The sequence below is a fragment of the Aeromonas encheleia genome (genome assembly GCF_900637545.1).
In the GTDB taxonomy this organism is placed as follows: domain Bacteria; phylum Pseudomonadota; class Gammaproteobacteria; order Enterobacterales; family Aeromonadaceae; genus Aeromonas; species Aeromonas encheleia.
On the sequence record NZ_LR134376.1, the window covers coordinates 2,411,460 to 2,430,487 of the forward strand.

Sequence of the window (19,028 nt, forward strand, 5' to 3'; positions counted from 1 at the left end):
CGCCAAAAAAACCGCAAGATGCTGTAAGCCAGCGCACGCCGTCCGGCCCATGCTGATCCCCATGTCGTTTCCCTTTTCTGACCGGATCCCTTATGAACCTACTGCTGTATATTTCCACCGTCCTCATCTGGGGCAGCACCTGGATCGCCATCGCCTGGCAGTTGGGGCCCATCCCCATCGAGGTCTCGGTGCTCTATCGCTTCGCGCTGGCGGCCCTGGCGCTGTTTGCCCTGCTCACCCTCAGTGGCAAGTTCCCGCGCCTGCCCTGGCAGGGCCAGCGTTACGCCGCCCTGCTCGGCGCCCTGCTGTTCTCCACCAATTTCCTCTGCTTCTACCATGCCACCCTCTACATTCCGAGCGGCCTGTCGGCGGTGATCTTCGCCAGCGCCAGCATCTTCAACGGCCTCAACCTCTGGCTGTTCGAGGGTAAAAAGCCGAGTCTGCGCTGGCTGCAGGGCTCCCTGCTGGGGCTGCTCGGCACCCTGTTGCTGTTCTGGCCGGTGCTGGCGGATGCGCAACTGGGTGCAAACGGCTGGAAGGGACTGCTGTTCGCCTCTGCGGGGACGCTCTGCTTCTCCCTGGGCAATCTGGTGTCGGCCCGCGGCCAGCGCCAGGGCTACCAGGTGCTGCAGATGGTGCCCTGGGGCATGGTGTACGGGGTGGCACTGCTGCTGGGTTGGGTCACTGTGCTCGGCCAATCCCTGGTCCTGCCGACCGAGCCCCGCTACCTCGCGGCCATGGTCTATCTGGCCATCTTCGGCTCCGTCATCGCCTTCACCGCCTACCTCACCCTGGTGGGCCGCATCGGCGCCAGCAAGGCCGCCTACGCCACCGTGCTGTTCCCCCTGGTGGCGCTCAGCCTCTCCACCCTGTATGAGGGCTTCGTCTGGCAGACGGTGTCCGTGGTGGGGGTGCTGATCAGCCTGCTCGGCAACCTGGTGATCTTCGCCCCGCCCCTGAAGTCCTGGCGCTGGCCGCATCCCAAGGCGGCAGACGGCACTTGCCCCTGAGTCCACCAGCCCCTAAGGTAACCCCTTCCAACAGGTAGGATGGGAGGGGATATGTTACTGGAAGGGCTGGAGACACTCAGCTTGCTGGCGAGCGAGGGCACCATGGCCAAGGTGGCCAGCCGCCTCTACATCAGCCAGTCGGCGGTGAGCAAGCGCATCAATCAGCTGGAGTCGCGCCTCGGCAAGAAGCTGATCGAGCCGGATGGCCGCCAGATCCGGCTCACCCCCCAGGCCCTGGAGCTGCTCGCCCGGCTGGCTCCCAGCCTGGCGGAGATGAAGGGGGTGCTGGCAGACAGCCAGACCCTCACCGACAGTACTCCCCTGCCCGTCGCCTGCTCCGAGACCCTGCTGGCGGGCTACCTCGCCCGCTTCATGCACGACTACCTCAGCCAGGATCCCTGTCTCGCCCTCTCCACCCACCACACCCCGGTCATACTGGCGCGGGTGCGCGGGGGCGATGCCCTGCTCGGCATCTGTGCCGGTCGGCTGCCCCCCGGTCACGGCCTGTGTGCCGAGTTGCTGCTGGAGGAGCCCTTCTATCTGGTGGGGGACGCGGATCAAGGGGCGCGGCTATCTCATGATCAGGGGCAACCCATACTGACCATGGATCTGGATAATCCCTCCAACCGCTACCTGCGCGAGCCGCTGGCCGCACTCGGGCTGGTGCCCAGCATGGAGCTGGACTCCTATCTGGCGCTGATCGAGCTGGCCAAGGTGGGCATAGGCCCGGTGCTGCTGCCGGCAGGGCTGCTGGCCCTGGTGGGCGAGCAGGGGGAGCGGGCGCGTCCCCTGCCGGGGCTGGGGCGGCCGTTGCACCTGGTCTATCGTCAGAGCAGCCTGAAGCGGGCCCGCATAGGCCGGCTGGTCGAGGGGATAAGAGCCCACTTCGCCCGGCCGGCTTGAGCCCGAGGGTAACTGAAATAACAAGGCCGCGATCACGCGGCCTTGTTATCTGCAACGAAAGAGGTCTTTTAGCTGATCCAGCTAAACAGCTCGGGGTACTGGCTCCACACCAGCTTGGCCGACATCAGCAGGGAGACGGTGACCAGCAGCGGCTTGATGAGCTTCACCCCCTTCTTCAATACCAGCTTGGAACCGAAGCGGGCGCCGATGAACTGGCCGAGGGCCATGCAGAAACCGACGCTCCACACCACCTTGCCGCCGAGGGCGAAGAACAGCAGGGAGGCGATGTTGGAGGTGAAGTTGAGCAGCTTGGTGTGGGCCGTGGCCCGCGCCATGCCAAAGCCCGCCAGCGCCACGAAGCCGATGGCGAAGAAGGACCCGGTGCCCGGCCCGAAGAAGCCGTCATAGAAGCCGACCCCGCCGCCCACCAGCAGGGCGAACAGCATGGGGGTGAGGCGGCGAGCGCTCTCGGCATCGCTCACTCTGGGGGAGAAGAAGAAGTAGCAGGCAAAGGCCATCAGCAGGAAGGGCAGCAGCCGCTCCAGGATGGCGGCGTCTATGGTCTGCACCGCCAGGGTGCCGATGGCCGCGCCGATGAAGGTGCAGATCACCGCGGGCCAGATCATGGCCCACTCCAGCAGCCCCTTGCGGGCATAGAACCAGGTGGCGGAGAAGGAGCCGAAGCTGCTCTGCAGCTTGTTGGTGCCGAGCACCAGCGCCGGCGGCATGCCGGTCGCCAGCAGGGCTGGCACCGTCAACAGGCCGCCGCCCCCGGCGATGGCGTCGATAAAGCCGGCGATAAGGGCGACCCCGAACAGGGCGACCAGGGTGAGCAGTTCCAATTCCATCCATAGACCTCGTGTGATTGTGGTGCCCCGCGGCGACGCCAGGCGGGCACAGATGAGTAACGCTGGTCGCTATCCTAGCGGGCGCAGGCTCATGAGGCTAACGAAACAATGGCAGTCAATTGATTCCTGGTTTTCATCAATAGACGACCCCAGGCACAGACTCGTACAGCGAGCGAAACAGGGCGGACGGTGGATCCGATATATCATGCTCGTTGATCACCGGCGCAGCGATTCAGGCGATCAGTCTGGCCGGCGCTGTCTGCCCCCTGCCCTTTATCGCGGGCCATTCTTGCCCCGAAGACTTCATCTTCGCCATGCAACAGCTGAGCTGACGATTACACCAGAGTGGCAACGCTTGTCTCGCCCGTCTCCACGGCAGGCTCGGCGACGCCGCTGTTGATCTCGTCAAGGGCCTGCAACAGCGGCGTCTCGTCCTCGCCGGGGGCCCGGCTCACTCTGCCAGCCATATAGCGGCTGCTGAACAGATTGAACCAGAGCTGCAATGCCTGACCCGCCGCCAGCTCGCCGGCCACCTCCAGCACACAGGCCGCCACCTCGGCGGTGCAGAGGTGCTCGTCACAATTGGCCACCCGCATGCCATAGGTGGAGAGCGCATCCGGCCGCACCGACAGCACGGGGAAACCATCGAGATAGGGGCTCATGTTGAACATCTTGCGCGCCTCGGGCCAGGTGCCATCCAGCAGGATGAAGAGCGGCTTCTTGCCAGGGGCCAGGGCCACCCGCTCGGTCACCCGCGCCGGGTTCTTCTCGCAGGCGGGGAACACCACATAGGGCTGCCAGGCGGGATCCGCCAGCAGGGCCAGCAAGTCGGGGTGGGGCTCGGTGCGCTTCCAGAGGAAGGCCCAGGTCGTGTCAGGCAAGACGTCCGCGATGAGGCGGCCGGTGTTGGAGGGCTTCATCGGCTCGCTGTCGTACATCAGCAGGCAGAAGCCGGCCTCGGCCTTGAGCTCGGGCCGCCATTCGCAGGCACACCAGGCATGGCGCAGCTGGCAGGCTTCACAGCGGGGCACGCTGCCACCGCGGGCGAGAAAGGGGCGGGTCGAGATGCTCTTGCGCCAGATGCGCAGGCGATTGACGGCGTGATCGGGGATTGGCTTCATGGCGGGCTCGGCGGCACAGTCTGGGGTGCGGTTTGCAGTACAAAAGGGGGGCGATTGTAGCGAGCGGGTCTGCGGGCCGCAAGCTGCGCGGCCCTCCCCGGTCAGACTCGCGAGCCCAATGAGTCGCTCTATACTTGGTCGTCACCCCATCATCCCACACCCGGGAAGGTCGATGGGACACAGGAGGAGAAGATGGCAGAACAAGACATGGCCAGGGAGCACGCCCTGGCCGAAGGCAAGACCTTCACCTGGCACGAGCTCTATGTGCCAGATGGTGAGGCCGGGGTCCGCTTCTACACCGAGGTGCTCGGCTGGCAGACTGAGCTCATGGAGATGGAGGGCGGCAACTACCCCATGCTGGTCGCCAATGGCCGACCGGTGGCCGGGGTGCAGGCCACCCGCGACAATCCGCAGATGGCCGGCGTGCCGCCCCACTGGGCGACCTACATAGCGGTGGAAGACGTCGATGCCAGGCTGGCCAAGGTGACGGCCCATGGCGGCAGCGTGGTGGTGCCCGCCATGGACATCCCCACCGTCGGGCGCATGGCCCTGATCGCCGATCCCCAGGGCGCCCACATCTGGCTGTTCACCTCGGCACCTATGTGAGTTGTCGCGCCGGATATGACAGAGGGGCCGACAGGCCCCTCTTCATTTCACCACTGACGCCCCTCAGGCGGGCTTGCGCAGGATCTGCTCGAGGAAGCGGGCGAAGCTGTGACCGTGATGCTCCAGCAGTTTCGGGAACATGGAGATGGAGGTCATGCCAGGGAAGGTGTTGATCTCGTTGAGCAGTATCTCCCCCTCCTCGGTCAGGAAGAAGTCGATGCGCGACAGATGGGTCAACTTCAGCTGACGGAATGCCTTGAGGGCATAGGCCTGGATGGCATCAGACTGAGCCTGGGTCAGGCCTTCCGCATGCAGGGCGGTCTCGGTGTGGCTGGCGCTGCTGTACTTCTCTTCGTAGGTGTAGAACTTGTCGGTCGGCACGCAGATCTCGCCCGGATAGGTCGCCACCAGCTCGTCACCGTACTGATAGACAGCCACTTCCAGCTCGCGCGGCTTGACTGCCTTCTCGATCAGCACCTGCTCGGAGTAACCGAAGGCGTCCTTGATGCCCTGCACCAGCTCGGCTTCGTTGCTGGCGGAGTAGCAGCCAACGGAGGAGCCCTGAGAGGCGGCCTTGATGAACACCTTGCCCCACTTGGCGAGGGCGGCTTTCGCCTCGGCGATCCCCGCCTCATCCTGCTCGGTCAGGAACAGATAGGGGGTGTTGGGGATACCGAGGGCGGAGAACCACAGCTTGGTGCTGATCTTGTTGAAGCAGATCTTGCTCGCCTCGGCGTCGCAACCCAGATAAGGCAGGCCCGCCAGCTCGAGGAAGGATTGCAGATCGCCGGTCTCGCCAGGGTAGCCGTGGATGCAGGGCACCACGTAATCCACCGGGCGGGCCACGCTGTCGAAGGAGAGCAGCTTGTCCAGCCCCAGCTTGCACTCGCGGCCGTCGGCACTGAGCCAGCGATCGGCAAACATCTCGACCCGGGTCACTTCGACATTGGGCAGGAGGGCGAGTTGTTGCTCGAGGAAAGTGGCACTACGCAGAGAGACTTCGTGTTCGGCGCCACCGCCGCCGCACAGCAGCAAAACATGCATGTTCTTCATTAGATATGATCCCTTGGGAGAAGCGGCTTCGTCATGATCCGTGATGAACCACCGCACGAAAAAAAACCGGACGAAGCCAGATACGAACATTGAGTGCGGCCAGTGTAGCAAGGGAGGCAAAGCCTTGTCAGCCGATGGAAGCCCTCTTCCCCCGCTTGGGGCCACAAAGGCCTCGATTGTGGCAACCCCTGTGTCAGAAAAGGTCTCGCCGCTTCAATCAGCGAGGCGGATCGACCCGCCCGACGCCGTTGCCGTTGACCCTGAACCAGCCGGCGATGCTGTAACGCTCCTGGCTCGCGGGCAACACCTCGTGGGGAAACTCTTCAGAGAGGAACAGCACCAGTCTCCCCCCCTTGGGCGAGACGTCCATCAGAAACTGCTCGTCGTTGTCGTAGACGCGCAGCACCCCGCCCGCCTCCGGTTGCCAGCCGTTGTTGAGGTAGAACACCGAGGTGAGGCGGCGATTGGAGCGACCGGCGAAGGCGTCGCGATGGGTCGCGTAGAAGTCACCGCTGCGATAACGGGCGAAGTGTGCCTCGTAGTCGAACAGCCCCAGCATCAGGCTGCGATTGGCGGCGAGGCGCAGGGACTCCATGCGCGCAAGGTAATCCACCACGGGCGCACCGAGATCAGACTCTAGCCAGTGGATCTGATCACGGCGGATATCGGGGTTGCCCTGATGCAGCGCTTCCCGCCCGATCCCTGCCGGTTGCCAGTCCCCCGGCAGGCAGGCACGCAGCGCCTCCACCTCGGCGGCGGTTAAAAAATCATCCACTATCACCCATCCTCGGGTGTAAATGGCATCCATGACGGCTTGATAGTCCAAGATGGGCTCGCAACGAGTGGAGAGAGTGCGCTTTGTAGCGACTTAGTCCCCCTGGCACAAACCGGATTGCTTCTCCTGAGAAGTCCCACCGTCAATACGCGCAATGGCGCAGGCGCCCGCCCCCGATTTCCCCTTGCCCCACCGCGCCGGGCCAGCTAACGTGCCCATAGCGCCCGATAGTGGCCTCAACCTTTGACCCTGTTCACCCCTTCAGGAGCTCGCCATGTCCCTTCCCTCCCTCACTCTGCAACGGCTCGATGGCAGCGACTTTCCCCTGGACGCCCTGCAGGGCCAGGTCATTCTGGTGGTCAACGTGGCCAGTCGCTGCGGTTTCACCCCCCAATACCAGGGGCTGGAGGCGCTCCATCGCCAATTTGGCCCGACCGGGCTGGTGATCCTGGGCTTCCCCTGCGATCAGTTCGGCCATCAGGAGCCCGGCGATGCCGAGGAGATAGCCCGCTTCTGCTCGGTGGATTACCAGGTCAGCTTCCCGCTCATGGCCAAGTGCGAGGTCAACGGCGAGCAGGCCCACCCCTTCTACCGCTGGCTCAAGCAGCAGAAACCGGGTCTGCTCGGGAGCGAGGCCATCAAGTGGAACTTCACCAAGTTCCTGATCGACCGCGAGGGCCGGGTGGTGGACAGAGCCGCTCCCCAGACCAAGCCCGAGGAGCTGACCGACAAGATCCGGGCGCTGCTGCCAGCCTGAAGAGGCTGCGCCGCAGCCTTTCACAGGCCGGGATCCCCTCTCCCCTTGGCGAGCGCAGCAGGATGAGGGGCTTGCGGCGCGAGGGCCGGCCCCGTAAAGCACTCGTTACCCACAGGATTACTGCGTGCTCGCCGCAGTTCTGCTATATTACGCGCCCATAATCTTTTCCATGTCGTGACGGGCCCTCTGGCTGCCGTCACCCGTTGAGCCCAAGGCTCGGAGTTTCTCTCGAACATGTCATTCAATGAACTGGGTCTGTCACCGCACATACTGCGGGCCGTCAAGGAGTTGGGTTACGAACAGCCAACCCCCATCCAGCAGCAAGCCATCCCGGCCATTCTGGCAGGACAGGACGTGCTGGGCGGCGCCCAGACAGGCACAGGCAAGACGGCCGGTTTCACCCTGCCCATGTTGCATCGTCTGATGGCCAACCACGGCCGCGGCGGCCGTCGCCAGGTCCGCGCCCTGGTGCTGACCCCGACTCGCGAGCTGGCCGCCCAGGTGGGTGAAAGCATCATCAAGTACGCCCACCACCTGCCGTTCCGCACCCTGATCGCCTACGGCGGCGTCAGCATCAAGCCGAACCTGGACGCCATCAAACTCGGGGTCGACATCCTGGTCGCCACCCCGGGCCGCCTGCTGGATCTGCTGACCCAGCGCGCCCTCACCCTGACCGAGCTGGAAGTGCTGGTGCTGGATGAAGCGGATCGCATGCTCGACATGGGCTTCATCACCGACATTCGCCGCATCATGAAGGCGCTGCCGGAAGAGCGGCAGACCCTGCTGTTCTCCGCCACCTTCTCGGACGAGATCAAGGCACTGGCCGACGATCTGTTGAAAAATCCGGCCCTCATCGAGGTCAGCCCGAGCAACAGCACCGCCGAGCAGGTCAACCAGCGCATCATCAAGGTCGATCGCGAGCGCAAGCGCGAGCTGCTCTCCCACATGATCGGCCGCCATAACTGGCAGCGGGTGCTGGTGTTCGTGCGCACCAAGCAGATCGCCGACCGCCTCGCTCACCAGATGGTGAAAGATGGCCTGGATACCGTCGCCATTCACGGCGACAAGACTCAGGGGGCCCGCAACCGGGCGCTGGCCGACTTCCGGGAAGGCAAGGTCCGGGTGCTGGTCGCCACCGACATCGCCGCCCGTGGTCTGGACATCGATCATCTGCCCCACGTGATCAACTTCGAGCTGCCCCAGGTGGCCGAGGATTATATCCACCGTATCGGCCGTACCGGCCGGGCCGGCCGTGGCGGTGAGGCCATCTCCCTGGTCAGCCTGGATGAACAGGATCAGCTCAAGGCCATCGAAGCGCTGATCGGTCTGAGCATTCCGAGCGAGATCATGGAAGGCTACGAGCCGAGCGGCAAGCCGACCCGTCAGACCCTGCCGGGCAGCAAGCCGGTGCAGAACCCGCCGCGCGACCGTGGTCACGCCAACGCCAAGCACAATGCCAAGTCCGCCAGCGACAAGTCCGGCGCCAAGGGCAAAGGCAAACCAGCGGCCAGGGGCGATGCCGCCAGGAAGCCGGCCCCGGCGCGCAAGCGCGAGGTCGTGGGTGAAGACATCGGCTTCACCCCCATGCGCCGTCTGCCCAAGACCCAGCGTGACAGCTATCAGGACGACTCCGCCGAGGAGTAAGACGCCGGTGCCTGAAGCCAGGTGCCCGCAATGAAAAAACCGCCCTCGGGCGGTTTTTTGTTTTTCGACGGCCTCAACCGGCGGCGAGCACCATGTGCAGCAACGGATAGGGCTTGCCCTGGCCATCCAGCGGCGAGCGCCCCGTCACTACAAAGCCCATGCGCCGATAGAAGCCGAGCGCCTGCTCGTTCTGCTCGTTGACGTCCACCCGGGTCGCACCCTGCCGGCTGATGGCATCGGCCACCAGCAGGCTGCCGACCCCGCGCCCTCGCGCCCTGGGGTCGACGAACAGCATCTCGATGTTGCCATCATGCACCCCGCAAAAGCCGGCGATCCCCTGCGCGTCCCGGGCATGGGTCAGCGTCACGGCGGCAAAGTAGTGCTCCAGAATGAGCGGCCTGAGGGCAACAATCTCTTCCTCCGGCAAGAAGTGATGAGTGGCGCGCACCGACGCCTCCCAGATGGCGATCAGGGTCTGATAATCCCCGGGTTGCGCTTGTTCAATTTTCATTCTTTGTTGACTCCGTCTATTGGTTGGCGGGCTTAATGCCCTGCACGATCGGCCTGCCAGCACCTCGGCATCGACTTGCATGATGACAACCCAAGCCGATGCCCGACCATCCGTACAATCGGCGGGTGGCCTTGTGCCCTCCCCGGTGTCTGGCCCTAGGCCTGACGGGGCGCAAACATGATGATGGCCATGCCAAGCAGGGCTACCCCGGCACCGACCAGATCCCAGAGCGTGGGCCTGATGCCATCCACGGCCCAGAGCCAGAGAATGGCCACGAAGATATAGACGCCGCCATAGGCGGCATAGACCCGGCCGGCCGCGGTGGGATGCAGCGACAACAGCCAGGCAAACAGCATGAGGCTTAAGGCCGCGGGCAGCAGCAACCAGGCGCTCTTGCCCTGGGTCAGCCACAGATAGGGCAGATAGCAGCCCAGGATCTCGGCGACCGCCGTCACCAGAAACAGGGCCATGGTTTTGAGTTCAATCATGTGAGGTGCAGTGATCCTTGCCGATGAGGGCGCTTCTTTTGGCAAATCATACTGTTATATCGGCGCGCTTCAATCCGCTTCTCATGCCGTTCATGGGAAGGTGGCAGGATCGCGGCAGCCCTTGAGGAGGCGCAAGCAATGCGGGGATGGCTACGAGGCACAAATAACAGGCCCTCCCCCAGGAATGGGGAGGGCCGAGGGGATCAGCGGGTCTTGACCGCCTGCAGCAGGGCCGAGACGTCCGGGCCGAAGGTGCGACGACGAATGGCGTCCTGGATGTCGAGCTCGCCGTAGCGGCTGGCCGGGTAGACCACCACGCAGGAGGTGTCGCCGGGCCTGAGGAAGTGAGTCTCGCCGAAGGGGGTGTAGCGGGTGGCGCCTATGCTGATCAGCGCATGGGCCGGGCGGCCCGCCTGGGACAGCAGCCCCTGGATATGCTCGGCCGGGCCCTCGTCCTGCTGATGGTTGAACTTGTCGATGGCCCAGGCCAGCAGCTGCTGATGGAAATAGCTGTAATCCACCGCCGCGCTGTCGACCCCGTAGCCATGCAGCTCACCATCGCGCTCCAGATAGCAGGCGATGCGATAGTCATCGAGCTCGCAACCGGCGGCAAACGCACTGAGTGGCAACAGGTTCTCGGCCAAGCCCTTGCTCTCGGGGCCCCAGTTCTTCTTCTCGCTGATCTTCCTGGCGTTGGGGCGACGGATGGAGCAGTCGTTGTAGGCGCCGAAGGCGCGGGGATGGATGGCCACCACCTGCTCCCCCGCGTACTCAAGCTCGCACCAGAGCGCCACCTCAGGCTCGATCTGCACCTTCTCATCGCCGCTCACCGCCGCCTCGGGCAGGAAGATGGCATCACCGCTGAGCGGGAAGACACCGAGCTGGCCCGGATGGGACGGCACATAGAAGGGGAACAGCGCCTTGGGGGCGACCTTGTCCGTGACCTTGACGGCGACAAAATCGGCCGCCTCACCCGCCTGCTCCAGGTGGCCCGCGAAGTTGCCCGCCACCCCCAATCCGATAAAGTTGCTCAATTGCGTGATCTGCATCAATGGCTCCACTCGCGTCGGCCCATTCACCGCCGCTGTCGTTGTTCATGGGCGGCACCCTACCGCCAAAGAGGGAGCTTATTAGAGCACAGCCCCGCCACGGCGCCCAGTCACCCTGCCACGGGCTGTGCGCCAGCCCGACTTTTCAGGTGCTGACTGCACACAAAGACGGCGATCGCTCCCAAGCTGCGATCCAGGCGCTTGGGCAAGCCCCGCACTTTTGTTAGTCTGCACTATTAATTTGCCGTTTGAGCGCCAAGTGCACCTCATGAGTACACATTTTCAGGGTCGTTTCGAGGTGGAGTTCAAATACCGCCTGACGGATCGCGCCGCCTTCCTCACCGCCCTCAAAGCCCTCAATCCCGAGGTGATGGTGGAGGATAATCATGAGCGGGACTGCTACTTCGACACGCCGCACCGGCTCCTGGCCGAGCAGGGCAAGAGCCTGGTGATCCGCACCATGCAGCCCTCCGGCATCAGGCTCTGGATCGTCAAGGGACCGGGAGCCGATCGCTGCGAGGCCGTCAACATCACCGATGCCGACAAGGCCATCAGCATGCTGCACAACCTGGGTTATCAGCAGGTGCTGACCCTCACCAAGCGGCGCAGCATCTATTTCGTCGGCCCCTTTCACCTGACCCTGGATCATCTGGACGGGCTCGGCGACTTTGCCGAGCTGGCCATCATGACCGACGAGGAGGCCAAACTGCCTAGCTATCGCCAGCAGTTGCAGGGGCTGGCGGCGCAACTCGCGCTCTCGGCCGACCAGCTGGAGACCCGCTCCTATCGCACCCTGTGCGAGCAGCAGAGCGCATTTTGACAAGAGGAACTTGCCCCATGATCGATAAACTCGCCTGGCTGAGCTTCAAGGATGGGCAGCTGCTGTGCGCCCGCTCCCACGGCAAGGCCATCTACTACATTCCCGGCGGCAAGCGCGAGCCGGGTGAGAGCGACGAGGCCGCGCTGCGGCGGGAGATTGAGGAGGAGCTGGCCATCGCCCTGCAGCCTGAGACGCTGCGCTTTGCCTGCGAATTCAGCGCCCAGGCCGATAGCAAGCCAGAAGGGGTACTGGTCAACTTGCGCTGCTACACCGGCGAGGCCAGCGGCACCCCCGTGGCCTCGGCGGAGATCGCCGAGCTGCGCTGGCTGGACAGCCGCCATCTGGACCAGGTGTCCCCGGTCTCCCGCCTGCTGTTTCACTGGTTGGCCGAGCAAGAGCTGATCCGTTAATACCCGATGGAGTAGCAAGAGAGATGAGGAGTTTCAATGGAGATCATTGAGGTCGATAGCACCAGAGGCATCAAACCGGCGCTGATCACCCTGTTGCAGGACTGCGTGGCCAGTGGCGCATCTGTGGGCTTCCTGCCACCACTGCCAGAAGAGCTGGGGCTGGAATATTGGCAGGGTATCGAAGCGGATCTGGCCGACGGGGTATGCAGGCTCTGGGTGGCCTTCGATCAGCACCACCTGGTCGGGGCGCTGCAACTGGCGCTCTGCACCAAGGCGAACGGCGGTCATAGAGCCGAGGTGGAGAAGCTGATGGTACACAGCGAGGCCCGCGGCAAGGGGGTCGGCCGCGCCCTGATGAACGCCATGGAGCAAGGCGCCCGCGACGCCAAGCGCACCCTGCTGGTGCTGGACTCCCGGGTCGGCGACGTGGCCTCCACCCTCTATCGCCAGCTGGGTTATCAGGAGGCGGGCCAGATCCCGGACTTCGCTCGCAATGGCGACGGCTCCCTGGCGGCGACCCAGTTCTTCTACAAGCAGCTCTAAGCAGCTCTGAATCAGAGGTGGCGTGCGGCCAGGCGCCTGACGCTTGCAACGACAAGGCCAGCCTCGCGGCTGGCCTTGTTTATTGGCTCATTCATTGCTGAAATGGCCCCTCCATGGAGACAGGCAAGGAGCCATCATGATATTGGAAGTCGCCCCACTGCAGATCATCCCGGGTCAGAGCGCCGCCTTCGAGCTGGCCTTCGCCCAGGCCCAGCACATCATCGGCGCCATGCCCGGCTATGGCGGCCACCAGCTGCAGCGTTCATTGACCGATCCCCATCGCTACCTGTTGCTGGTCAACTGGCGGCGGCTCGAGGATCACACCCGGGGTTTTCGGGGCTCTCCCCAGTACCAGCAGTGGAAGGCGCTGCTGCATCACTTCTACGACCCCTTCCCCACCGTCGAGCATTTTCAGGCCGTCACCGCGGGCGGATCGGCGGTTACCTGATCAACCGTCGACAAGGCCCGCTGATCACTCCATCCCTCAGGCCAGCCGCTCTGCGCGATGTTCAACCTTAGGCTCGGCGAAGGCGGCCTGCGCCGCGATCAGCTGCAACTCGTAGGCATCCGCCTGCCAGGTGCGTAGCAGCACCGCATCCACCGCCGCATTGGTGCGCTCGAAGGCCGCCACGGCATCAAAGCCGGCCTGCAGGTTCGCCAGCATCAGGGCGCTGATGAGATCCCCCACCCCGACCGGTTGGCGGGCAAATTCGTAGAGCGGCCGGGCGATCAGATAATCCCCCTCGGCCGTGGCCAGCAGCATCTCGAAACGGCCAGGCTGGCTGGCGGCGCGGCCCAGGTGCTTGACCAGCACCATCTTGACGCCCCTGGCCAGCAGCCGATGAGCGGCGGCGCGGGTCTGGCTCAAGTCGGCCAGGTGAGTGTCGCACAGGGTCTCCAGCTCCAGCAGGTTAGGCGCCATGATGTCGGCCACCGGCAGCGCCTGTTCGGTCAGGAAGCGGGTCACGCCGGGGGCGACGATGCAGCCCTTCTCCGGGTGACCCATCACAGGATCGCAGAAATAGATGGCCTCGGGGTTGGCCGCCTTGACGGCCGCGACCACCGCCAGGATCTCGTCCCCCTGCTCGGCCGAGCCCAGATAGCCGCTCAGCACCGCATCGCACTGCCCCAGCACCTCGATCTCCATCAGCCCCTTGCAGAGGGCGCCGATGTGACCGACCGGCATCGCCATCCCCTGCCATCCCGCCTCGTACTGGGTATGGTTGGAGAACTGCACAGTGTTGATGGGCCACACCTCCATGCCGAGACGGCGCATGGGGAACACGGCGGCGCTGTTACCGGCACAACCAAAAACCACGTGGGACTGGATAGAGAGAATGCGTTTCATGGAAACCACCACAGAAGAAGCATGAGGAAAGCAGGCAATATATCGGATGAAGAGCGGGCTCTTCCAGCGATTCGCGGCACTTGTCGCCATTTGAGCCGAAAAACTGCGGCCCCATGTTGGATTTTCCACCCTGCTTCCCGCGCAGCTGACCCCTCTGCCTTGCCGCTTGGCCGGCTGGCACCTCGTCTGCCGGGTGTCTTATGGTGTCTCAATCCTCTTGTTTGATGGCATATGAGAACGATATTTCAACACCCAGGCCGGATTGGGCATTGAGGCATTGAGGCAAGGAGGAACAGACGAGGAGAAAAGACAGGGGCTGCCCGCGAGGGAATGCGGCAGCCCGTGTTGAAGGCTTTGTTGGAGGCTCAGTCCCGGACGAAGTGATAGACCCAGCCTTCGTCCAGCGGGAAATCGGCGGGAGCCGAGACCAGCGGCGGCAGAGCCGAGACGCCTCCCCTGGCGGCATACTGCAGCACCATCAGGGCGCAGAGGGCGGCATCATAGCGATCCGTCCCCGCCAAGACATCCGCCGGCAAACTGGCCGCTATCTCGTCTCTGGCCAGGGAGGCTCTGCCACCGATCTTGGCCAGCGCCGGATAGACCTCCAGCACGGCGCGATCGGCCAGTGGCACCTGCCTTGGCACCAGTTGCAAGTCCGCTAGCCGCGGCAGCATGGCGATCGCCAGGGTGGCGTTGTTGCCCAACCTGTCGAAGGTGGCCGAGAGCGGCTTCTTGCCATATTGCCGGTGTAGCCAGCGCTCGCAGTCGCGGTAGGCGTAAGGGTTGTCTATCTCCCGCTGCGGCACGGCGCACTCGCCTCCCCTGCCCGCCAGCAGATCGGCGAACGCCCGTGGGAAGGCGAGCGGCGCATCTATCCCCAGGGCCAGCTGCGGACAGGCCAGCACCTGCATCAGGCTCATCTCGTCTTGCAACGCCGGGCGCAGCAATGCGTCAAGATCCGGGGCAACCCGGGAGCTCAGTCGAAACAGGGGGGAAACGCCAAACCAGTGCAGCCGCTGTTCGCGGGCCTGCCAGCCCACCACGGCCACCGCCTGGGCGTTGCCCTGCCAGCCTCTCACATCCCAGCCGATGCCGATGGCATCCATATGCTCAGTTGTCATCTCAAGATCACTTCTCTGCACGGTCGATGCTGCACAGGGTAATGGTTGCCTTCGCTAATGCAAGGCTGGGCCGCGCCTTAGAAGGATTTCTTGAAGTTGATGAGTGGCAAGATGGGGAAGATGCCGTTCTCGGCGTAGTTCGCCAGACCGATCTGCAAGCCATCGAGATGCCTGGTGGCGTTGACGAAGCCAATCTGGAAAGTGGTGCGTTCGGCATAGTTGACGAAGCCGACGTTGGCCAGGGCGTTGCCCTGGGCGATGTTGACCGCGCCCCAGTTCAGCCCCCGCACGTTGTTGGTCAGGTTGACGAAGCCCAGGTTGAGCCCGGTGTCCTGCCCGCCATGCCAGTTGACGGCGTTGATGGCGACCCCGCCAAACTGGTGACGCACCCGAGCCGCACCGAAGAAGATGCCGAGCTGCAAGCCGGTGAACTGATCCACGTCGGAGAGGGCGAAGACGGGCAAGTCGATTCCCTTCACCTGCCCGGTCCGACCGTACAGGAAGGAGGCGCGCGCCCCCTCGACCTGATGGGACGCCGGCAGGTTGATACCGGGCAGCGAGATCTGGACCGGAGTACTGGCCTGGGCGGCGCCGCAGAGGGCCAGCGTGCCGCTGCCAAGCAGCAGGGTGAGCGATTTCATCGGGGATTCCTTGAGGATCTGAGCATCGGGGCAGCCTACCAGTGCCCGGCCCAGGGTTCGAGGCCGCACCGGCGGCGCTGCGTCACAGCTCGTCTGAATCCACTCTCACCAAAGACAGCCGATAAATACAGATGAAATTAAAATTCAAACTGAAATTAACATTTCTGTTATTTACATCAAACCACATCTTGTAACAATATAGTTAAACGTGTGTTTGAACAGAGCAAGCAACACGTGACCATGGATGACACGTTGTACCCACTCAGGGCCAGTTGGCTCATAACAATACAGTTCTGCCGAAATGGAGACGCATGATGAATATGGACATACTCAAGAGCTTTACCGAGCAGATGCAAGGCTTTGCCTCCCCCCTCACCCGCTACAACCAGTTGCTGGCCAGCAATATTGAACAGCTGACCCGTCTGCAACTGGCCTCCGCCAACGCCTATGCCGAGCTGGGCCTGAACCAGTTGCAGGCGGCGGGCAAGGTGCAGGATGCCCAGAGCCTGGCCGCCCTCGGCACTGTGCAGTTGGAAACCGCCAGCCAACTCTCCCGCCAGATGCTGGATGACATCCAGAAGCTCAACGCGCTCGGTCAGCAGTTCAAGGAAGAACTGGACGTGCTGACCGCTGATGGCATCAAGAAGACCACGGGCAAGGCCTGATAACCCTGGCTGCCCGCTCGGGCAGCCACATCTCCCCATGACTCGATATGACGGGATAGTCCCGCCACGGGCGTGGGTGAAGGAGAGAACATGAGCCAATCATCGTACGGCCCGCTGTTCGAGGCCCTGTCCCACTATAACGACAAGCTGCTGACCATGGCCAAGGCCCAGACCGAGCGCACGGCCCAGGCCCTGCTGCAGACCAATCTGGACGATCTGGGCAAGGTACTTGAGCAGACCAGCCAGCAGCCCGGGCAGCTGATCCATGCCCAGATGAACTGGTGGCAGGATCAGCTCAAACTGGTGCAGCACACCCTGCTCAAGAGCGCGGGTCAGGAGAGCGACCCGGTGATCCAGCCGGAGCAAGGGGATCGCCGCTTCAAGGCCGAGGCCTGGAGCGAGCAGCCCATCTACGACTATCTCAAACAATCCTATCTGCTGACGGCCAAGCACCTGCTGGCGTCGGTCGACGCGCTGGAAGGCGTGCCCCAGAAGAGCCGGGAGCGGCTGCGTTTCTTCACCCGCCAATACCTCAATGCCATGGCCCCCAGCAACTTCCTGGCGACCAACCCTGAGCTGCTCAAGCTGACCCTGGAGTCCGACGGCCAGAACCTGGTACGCGGGCTGGCGCTCTTGGCCGAGGATCTGGAGCGCAGCGCCGATCAGCTCAACATCCGGCTGACCGACGAGGCGGCCTTCGAGCTGGGGCGGGATCTGGCCCTGACGCCGGGTCGGGTGGTGCAGCGCACCGAGCTCTACGAGCTGATCCAGTACAGCCCGAGCACAGAGACCGTGGCCAAGACCCCGGTGCTGATCGTGCCCCCCTTCATCAACAAGTACTACATCATGGACATGCGTCCCCAGAACTCGCTGGTCGCCTGGCTGGTCGCCCAGGGGCAGACGGTGTTCATGATCTCCTGGCGCAACCCGGGGCCGGCCCAGGCCAACATCGATCTCGACGACTATGTGGTCGACGGTGTGCTGGCCGCCCTGGATGGCATAGAGGCGGCGACCGGTGAGCGGGAGGTGCACGGCATCGGCTACTGCATCGGTGGCACCGCCCTGTCGCTGGCCATGGGCTGGCTGGCGGCGCGCCGTCAGAAGCAACGGGTGCGCACCGCCACCCTGTTCACCACCCTGCTGGACTTCTCCCAGCCGGGCGAGCTCGGCATCTTCATCCACGAGCCCATCATAGCGGCGCTGGAGGCCCAAAATGAGGCCAAGGGCATCATGGATGGGCGGCAACTGGCGGTCTCGTTCAGCCTGCTGCGCGAGAACAACCTCTACTGGAACTACTACATCGACAGCTACCTCAAGGGCAAGAGTCCGGTGGCCTTCGATCTGCTGCACTGGAACGGCGACAGCACCAACGTGGCGGGCAAGACCCACAACAGCCTGCTGCGCCGTCTCTACCTCGAGAACCAGCTGGTGAAGGGGGAACTCAAGATCCGCCAGACCCGGATAGATCTCTCCAAGGTGAAGACGCCGGTGCTGCTGGTGTCGGCCATCGACGACCACATCGCGCTCTGGCAAGGCACCTGGCAGGGCATGAAGCTGTTCGGTGGCGAGCAGCGCTTCATCCTGGCCGAGTCGGGCCACATCGCCGGCATCATCAACCCACCGGCCGCCAACAAGTACGGCTTCTGGCAAAACGATGCCCCCTGCGAGAGCCCGGAGGCCTGGCACGCAGGTGCGACCCATCAGGGTGGCTCCTGGTGGCCCGAGATGACCGCCTTCATCAAGGCACGGGACGAGGCGTCGGAGCCCATCCCGGCACGCGAGCCCGGCGAAGGCCTGGCGGCGGCCCCCGGCAGCTACGTCAAGGAGCGCCTCAACCCCATCTTTACCAAGGCAGCAGAAGAGGTAACAACATGAGTGCAGCAACAACCCCCCTGTTCGTCGGCCAGAAGGCCAGCCTGAGCAAGCGGTTCGGGCCGGCAGAGGTCGGTGCCTTCGCCGGCTTGTCGGAGGATTTCAATCCGCTGCACCTGGACCCGGTGTTTGCCGCCAGCACCCCGTTCGAGCGCCCCATAGTCCACGGCATGTTGCTGGCCAGCCTGTTCTCCGGGCTGTTGGGCCAGCAGTTGCCGGGAAAAGGGAGCGTCTACCTGGGGCAGACCCTCTCCTTCAAGCAGCCGGTATTTGTCGGGGAGGAGGTGCTGGCGGAGGTCGAAGTGATCGCCATTCGCGATGACAAACCCATAGTCACCCTGGCCACCCGCATCTTCACCCAGAGCGGCGCCCTCGCCGTGACGGGAGAAGCCGTGGTGAAGTTCGGCTGAGATAGGCGCGACATCGCGTAATAATTCAGCCCGGCCCTCGCCAGGCTGAATTTTTTGCCTTGCGCCGAATGTTCCCTTTTTCTGCCCAATCCGGACCTAACCCTTTCCCTGCCGGCCCTAACTGCCTAAAATGGCCGCCCTGCCACGTCAGGCATTCATTTAAGCAAGAGGATTTTCCATGGAGACGTTTCTGCTCGAAGGCCACCCCTTCGTTGCCTTGTGTGACCTGATCAAGCATCAGGGTTGGGCCGATTGCGGCGGCGCGGCCAAGGCACTGGTCGCCGAGGGACTGGTGGAAGTGGATGGTCAGATCGAGACCCGCAAGCGCTGCAAAATAGTCGCCGAGCAGGTGGTCAACTTCAACGGCATGAAGGTCGTGGTGAAGGAAGGGGTGAGCCCGGAGATCCTCTGAGCCCGGCTTGAATAAGGGCGC

The 19,028-nt window shown here is 63.7% G+C and carries 23 protein-coding genes; 13 read left to right on the forward strand and 10 right to left on the reverse strand.

Features of this window, described 5'->3' with window-relative positions; all coding sequences use genetic code 11:
• Window positions 1-92: 92 nt before the first annotated feature.
• On the forward strand, window positions 93-1,010 hold the full coding sequence (locus EL255_RS11205) for a DMT family transporter (RefSeq protein WP_042652262.1): 918 nt from the start codon (window positions 93-95) through the stop codon (window positions 1,008-1,010).
• Between the two features lie 51 nt (window positions 1,011-1,061).
• Window positions 1,062-1,913, forward strand: a complete 852-nt coding sequence (locus EL255_RS11210) for a LysR family transcriptional regulator (protein WP_042652263.1) — start codon at window positions 1,062-1,064, stop codon at window positions 1,911-1,913.
• A gap of 68 nt (window positions 1,914-1,981) precedes the next feature.
• On the opposite strand, the gene EL255_RS11215 is transcribed toward EL255_RS11210, so the two are convergent.
• Together EL255_RS11215 and EL255_RS11220 are read right to left on the reverse strand one after the other, a co-directional pair.
• A complete protein-coding gene (locus EL255_RS11215; RefSeq protein WP_042652264.1) occupies window positions 1,982-2,761 on the reverse strand; it encodes a TSUP family transporter in 780 nt (259 codons plus the stop codon).
• 335 nt (window positions 2,762-3,096) lie between these two features.
• Window positions 3,097-3,882: a tRNA-uridine aminocarboxypropyltransferase gene (locus tag EL255_RS11220; RefSeq protein WP_042652265.1), complete on the reverse strand. Its 786-nt coding sequence runs from the start codon at window positions 3,880-3,882 to the stop codon at window positions 3,097-3,099.
• A 192-nt stretch (window positions 3,883-4,074) separates the two neighbouring features.
• On the opposite strand from EL255_RS11220, the gene EL255_RS11225 reads away from it, so the two are divergent.
• Window positions 4,075-4,488 (forward strand): VOC family protein, encoded by a 414-nt coding sequence (locus EL255_RS11225; protein WP_042652266.1) that lies wholly within the window; start codon window positions 4,075-4,077, stop codon window positions 4,486-4,488.
• A gap of 63 nt (window positions 4,489-4,551) precedes the next feature.
• Here the strand turns inward: EL255_RS11225 and EL255_RS11230 are convergent, their stop codons facing one another.
• Together EL255_RS11230 and EL255_RS11235 are read right to left on the reverse strand one after the other, a co-directional pair.
• A complete protein-coding gene (locus tag EL255_RS11230) occupies window positions 4,552-5,541 on the reverse strand; it encodes a D-alanine--D-alanine ligase (protein WP_042652267.1) in 990 nt (329 codons plus the stop codon).
• Between the two features lie 217 nt (window positions 5,542-5,758).
• On the reverse strand, window positions 5,759-6,367 hold the full coding sequence (locus EL255_RS11235; protein WP_042652268.1) for a 2OG-Fe(II) oxygenase: 609 nt from the start codon (window positions 6,365-6,367) through the stop codon (window positions 5,759-5,761).
• A 223-nt stretch (window positions 6,368-6,590) separates the two neighbouring features.
• Between EL255_RS11235 and EL255_RS11240 the strand changes: the two genes are divergently transcribed.
• Window positions 6,591-7,073 carry a glutathione peroxidase gene (locus EL255_RS11240; protein WP_042652269.1) on the forward strand — a complete coding sequence of 161 codons (483 nt, stop codon included), beginning with the start codon at window positions 6,591-6,593 and terminating at the stop codon, window positions 7,071-7,073.
• A 234-nt stretch (window positions 7,074-7,307) separates the two neighbouring features.
• Complete coding sequence (locus EL255_RS11245) at window positions 7,308-8,717, forward strand: DEAD/DEAH box helicase (RefSeq protein WP_042652270.1); 1,410 nt, start codon at window positions 7,308-7,310, stop codon at window positions 8,715-8,717.
• A gap of 73 nt (window positions 8,718-8,790) precedes the next feature.
• Here EL255_RS11245 and EL255_RS11250 read toward each other — a convergent pair whose 3' ends face one another.
• The 3 genes from EL255_RS11250 to EL255_RS11260 all read right to left on the reverse strand — a co-directional run bounded on the left by EL255_RS11250 (window position 8,791) and on the right by EL255_RS11260 (window position 10,765).
• Window positions 8,791-9,228 carry an acetyltransferase gene (locus EL255_RS11250; RefSeq protein ID WP_042652271.1) on the reverse strand — a complete coding sequence of 146 codons (438 nt, stop codon included), beginning with the start codon at window positions 9,226-9,228 and terminating at the stop codon, window positions 8,791-8,793.
• Window positions 9,229-9,383: 155 nt separating this feature from the next.
• Window positions 9,384-9,716: a YnfA family protein gene (locus EL255_RS11255; RefSeq protein WP_042652272.1), complete on the reverse strand. Its 333-nt coding sequence runs from the start codon at window positions 9,714-9,716 to the stop codon at window positions 9,384-9,386.
• 203 nt (window positions 9,717-9,919) lie between these two features.
• Window positions 9,920-10,765, reverse strand: a complete 846-nt coding sequence (locus EL255_RS11260) for a DUF5718 family protein (protein ID WP_042652273.1) — start codon at window positions 10,763-10,765, stop codon at window positions 9,920-9,922.
• A 268-nt stretch (window positions 10,766-11,033) separates the two neighbouring features.
• On the opposite strand from EL255_RS11260, the gene cyaB reads away from it, so the two are divergent.
• The 4 genes from cyaB to EL255_RS11280 all read left to right on the forward strand — a co-directional run bounded on the left by cyaB (window position 11,034) and on the right by EL255_RS11280 (window position 12,986).
• Entirely contained in the window at window positions 11,034-11,585 is a 552-nt protein-coding gene (gene cyaB / locus EL255_RS11265) for a class IV adenylate cyclase (protein ID WP_042652274.1), read from the forward strand.
• A 17-nt stretch (window positions 11,586-11,602) separates the two neighbouring features.
• Window positions 11,603-11,995, forward strand: coding sequence for an NUDIX hydrolase (locus EL255_RS11270; protein ID WP_042652275.1), 393 nt, complete (start codon window positions 11,603-11,605; stop codon window positions 11,993-11,995).
• A 36-nt stretch (window positions 11,996-12,031) separates the two neighbouring features.
• Window positions 12,032-12,538 carry a GNAT family N-acetyltransferase gene (locus EL255_RS11275; RefSeq protein ID WP_042652276.1) on the forward strand — a complete coding sequence of 169 codons (507 nt, stop codon included), beginning with the start codon at window positions 12,032-12,034 and terminating at the stop codon, window positions 12,536-12,538.
• A gap of 136 nt (window positions 12,539-12,674) precedes the next feature.
• On the forward strand, window positions 12,675-12,986 hold the full coding sequence (locus tag EL255_RS11280) for an antibiotic biosynthesis monooxygenase family protein (RefSeq protein WP_042652277.1): 312 nt from the start codon (window positions 12,675-12,677) through the stop codon (window positions 12,984-12,986).
• Between the two features lie 36 nt (window positions 12,987-13,022).
• Here EL255_RS11280 and pdxY read toward each other — a convergent pair whose 3' ends face one another.
• From pdxY to EL255_RS11295, 3 genes are all read right to left on the reverse strand, one after another.
• Window positions 13,023-13,886 (reverse strand): pyridoxal kinase PdxY, encoded by an 864-nt coding sequence (pdxY, locus tag EL255_RS11285; protein WP_042652278.1) that lies wholly within the window; start codon window positions 13,884-13,886, stop codon window positions 13,023-13,025.
• A gap of 365 nt (window positions 13,887-14,251) precedes the next feature.
• A complete protein-coding gene (locus EL255_RS11290; RefSeq protein WP_042652279.1) occupies window positions 14,252-15,007 on the reverse strand; it encodes a DUF429 domain-containing protein in 756 nt (251 codons plus the stop codon).
• A 77-nt stretch (window positions 15,008-15,084) separates the two neighbouring features.
• Window positions 15,085-15,648, reverse strand: coding sequence for a VC2662 family protein (locus EL255_RS11295; RefSeq protein WP_042652280.1), 564 nt, complete (start codon window positions 15,646-15,648; stop codon window positions 15,085-15,087).
• 314 nt (window positions 15,649-15,962) lie between these two features.
• Here EL255_RS11295 and EL255_RS11300 point away from each other — a divergent pair, with 314 nt between their 5' ends.
• From EL255_RS11300 to ybcJ, 4 genes are all read left to right on the forward strand, one after another.
• Window positions 15,963-16,313 carry a phasin family protein gene (locus EL255_RS11300; protein WP_042652281.1) on the forward strand — a complete coding sequence of 117 codons (351 nt, stop codon included), beginning with the start codon at window positions 15,963-15,965 and terminating at the stop codon, window positions 16,311-16,313.
• A gap of 90 nt (window positions 16,314-16,403) precedes the next feature.
• Window positions 16,404-18,188 (forward strand): class I poly(R)-hydroxyalkanoic acid synthase, encoded by a 1,785-nt coding sequence (locus EL255_RS11305; protein WP_042652282.1) that lies wholly within the window; start codon window positions 16,404-16,406, stop codon window positions 18,186-18,188.
• Window positions 18,185-18,595, forward strand: a complete 411-nt coding sequence (locus EL255_RS11310) for a MaoC family dehydratase (RefSeq protein WP_042652283.1) — start codon at window positions 18,185-18,187, stop codon at window positions 18,593-18,595. Before EL255_RS11305 ends, EL255_RS11310 begins: the two co-directional genes overlap by 4 nt.
• A gap of 178 nt (window positions 18,596-18,773) precedes the next feature.
• The gene (gene ybcJ, locus EL255_RS11315) at window positions 18,774-19,007 is read left to right on the forward strand and encodes a ribosome-associated protein YbcJ (RefSeq protein WP_042652284.1); all 234 of its coding nucleotides are present in this window, start codon (window positions 18,774-18,776) and stop codon (window positions 19,005-19,007) included.
• The last annotated feature ends 21 nt before the right edge of the window (window positions 19,008-19,028 follow it).

What these genes read in the sequence shown, in the direction of transcription:
- EL255_RS11205 (WP_042652262.1), top strand. Translation starts at nt 93, where the DNA reads ATGAACCTACTGCTGTATATTTCCACCGTCCTCATCTGGGGCAGCACC.
- EL255_RS11210 (WP_042652263.1), top strand. Translation starts at nt 1,062, where the DNA reads ATGTTACTGGAAGGGCTGGAGACACTCAGCTTGCTGGCGAGCGAGGGC.
- EL255_RS11215 (WP_042652264.1), bottom strand. Translation starts at nt 2,761, where the DNA reads ATGGAATTGGAACTGCTCACCCTGGTCGCCCTGTTCGGGGTCGCCCTT.
- EL255_RS11220 (WP_042652265.1), bottom strand. Translation starts at nt 3,882, where the DNA reads ATGAAGCCAATCCCCGATCACGCCGTCAATCGCCTGCGCATCTGGCGC.
- EL255_RS11225 (WP_042652266.1), top strand. Translation starts at nt 4,075, where the DNA reads ATGGCAGAACAAGACATGGCCAGGGAGCACGCCCTGGCCGAAGGCAAG.
- EL255_RS11230 (WP_042652267.1), bottom strand. Translation starts at nt 5,541, where the DNA reads ATGAAGAACATGCATGTTTTGCTGCTGTGCGGCGGCGGTGGCGCCGAA.
- EL255_RS11240 (WP_042652269.1), top strand. Translation starts at nt 6,591, where the DNA reads ATGTCCCTTCCCTCCCTCACTCTGCAACGGCTCGATGGCAGCGACTTT.
- EL255_RS11245 (WP_042652270.1), top strand. Translation starts at nt 7,308, where the DNA reads ATGTCATTCAATGAACTGGGTCTGTCACCGCACATACTGCGGGCCGTC.
- EL255_RS11250 (WP_042652271.1), bottom strand. Translation starts at nt 9,228, where the DNA reads ATGAAAATTGAACAAGCGCAACCCGGGGATTATCAGACCCTGATCGCC.
- EL255_RS11255 (WP_042652272.1), bottom strand. Translation starts at nt 9,716, where the DNA reads ATGATTGAACTCAAAACCATGGCCCTGTTTCTGGTGACGGCGGTCGCC.
- EL255_RS11260 (WP_042652273.1), bottom strand. Translation starts at nt 10,765, where the DNA reads ATGCAGATCACGCAATTGAGCAACTTTATCGGATTGGGGGTGGCGGGC.
- cyaB (WP_042652274.1), top strand. Translation starts at nt 11,034, where the DNA reads ATGAGTACACATTTTCAGGGTCGTTTCGAGGTGGAGTTCAAATACCGC.
- EL255_RS11270 (WP_042652275.1), top strand. Translation starts at nt 11,603, where the DNA reads ATGATCGATAAACTCGCCTGGCTGAGCTTCAAGGATGGGCAGCTGCTG.
- EL255_RS11275 (WP_042652276.1), top strand. Translation starts at nt 12,032, where the DNA reads ATGGAGATCATTGAGGTCGATAGCACCAGAGGCATCAAACCGGCGCTG.
- EL255_RS11280 (WP_042652277.1), top strand. Translation starts at nt 12,675, where the DNA reads ATGATATTGGAAGTCGCCCCACTGCAGATCATCCCGGGTCAGAGCGCC.
- pdxY (WP_042652278.1), bottom strand. Translation starts at nt 13,886, where the DNA reads ATGAAACGCATTCTCTCTATCCAGTCCCACGTGGTTTTTGGTTGTGCC.
- EL255_RS11290 (WP_042652279.1), bottom strand. Translation starts at nt 15,007, where the DNA reads ATGACAACTGAGCATATGGATGCCATCGGCATCGGCTGGGATGTGAGA.
- EL255_RS11295 (WP_042652280.1), bottom strand. Translation starts at nt 15,648, where the DNA reads ATGAAATCGCTCACCCTGCTGCTTGGCAGCGGCACGCTGGCCCTCTGC.
- EL255_RS11300 (WP_042652281.1), top strand. Translation starts at nt 15,963, where the DNA reads ATGAATATGGACATACTCAAGAGCTTTACCGAGCAGATGCAAGGCTTT.
- EL255_RS11305 (WP_042652282.1), top strand. Translation starts at nt 16,404, where the DNA reads ATGAGCCAATCATCGTACGGCCCGCTGTTCGAGGCCCTGTCCCACTAT.
- EL255_RS11310 (WP_042652283.1), top strand. Translation starts at nt 18,185, where the DNA reads ATGAGTGCAGCAACAACCCCCCTGTTCGTCGGCCAGAAGGCCAGCCTG.
- ybcJ (WP_042652284.1), top strand. Translation starts at nt 18,774, where the DNA reads ATGGAGACGTTTCTGCTCGAAGGCCACCCCTTCGTTGCCTTGTGTGAC.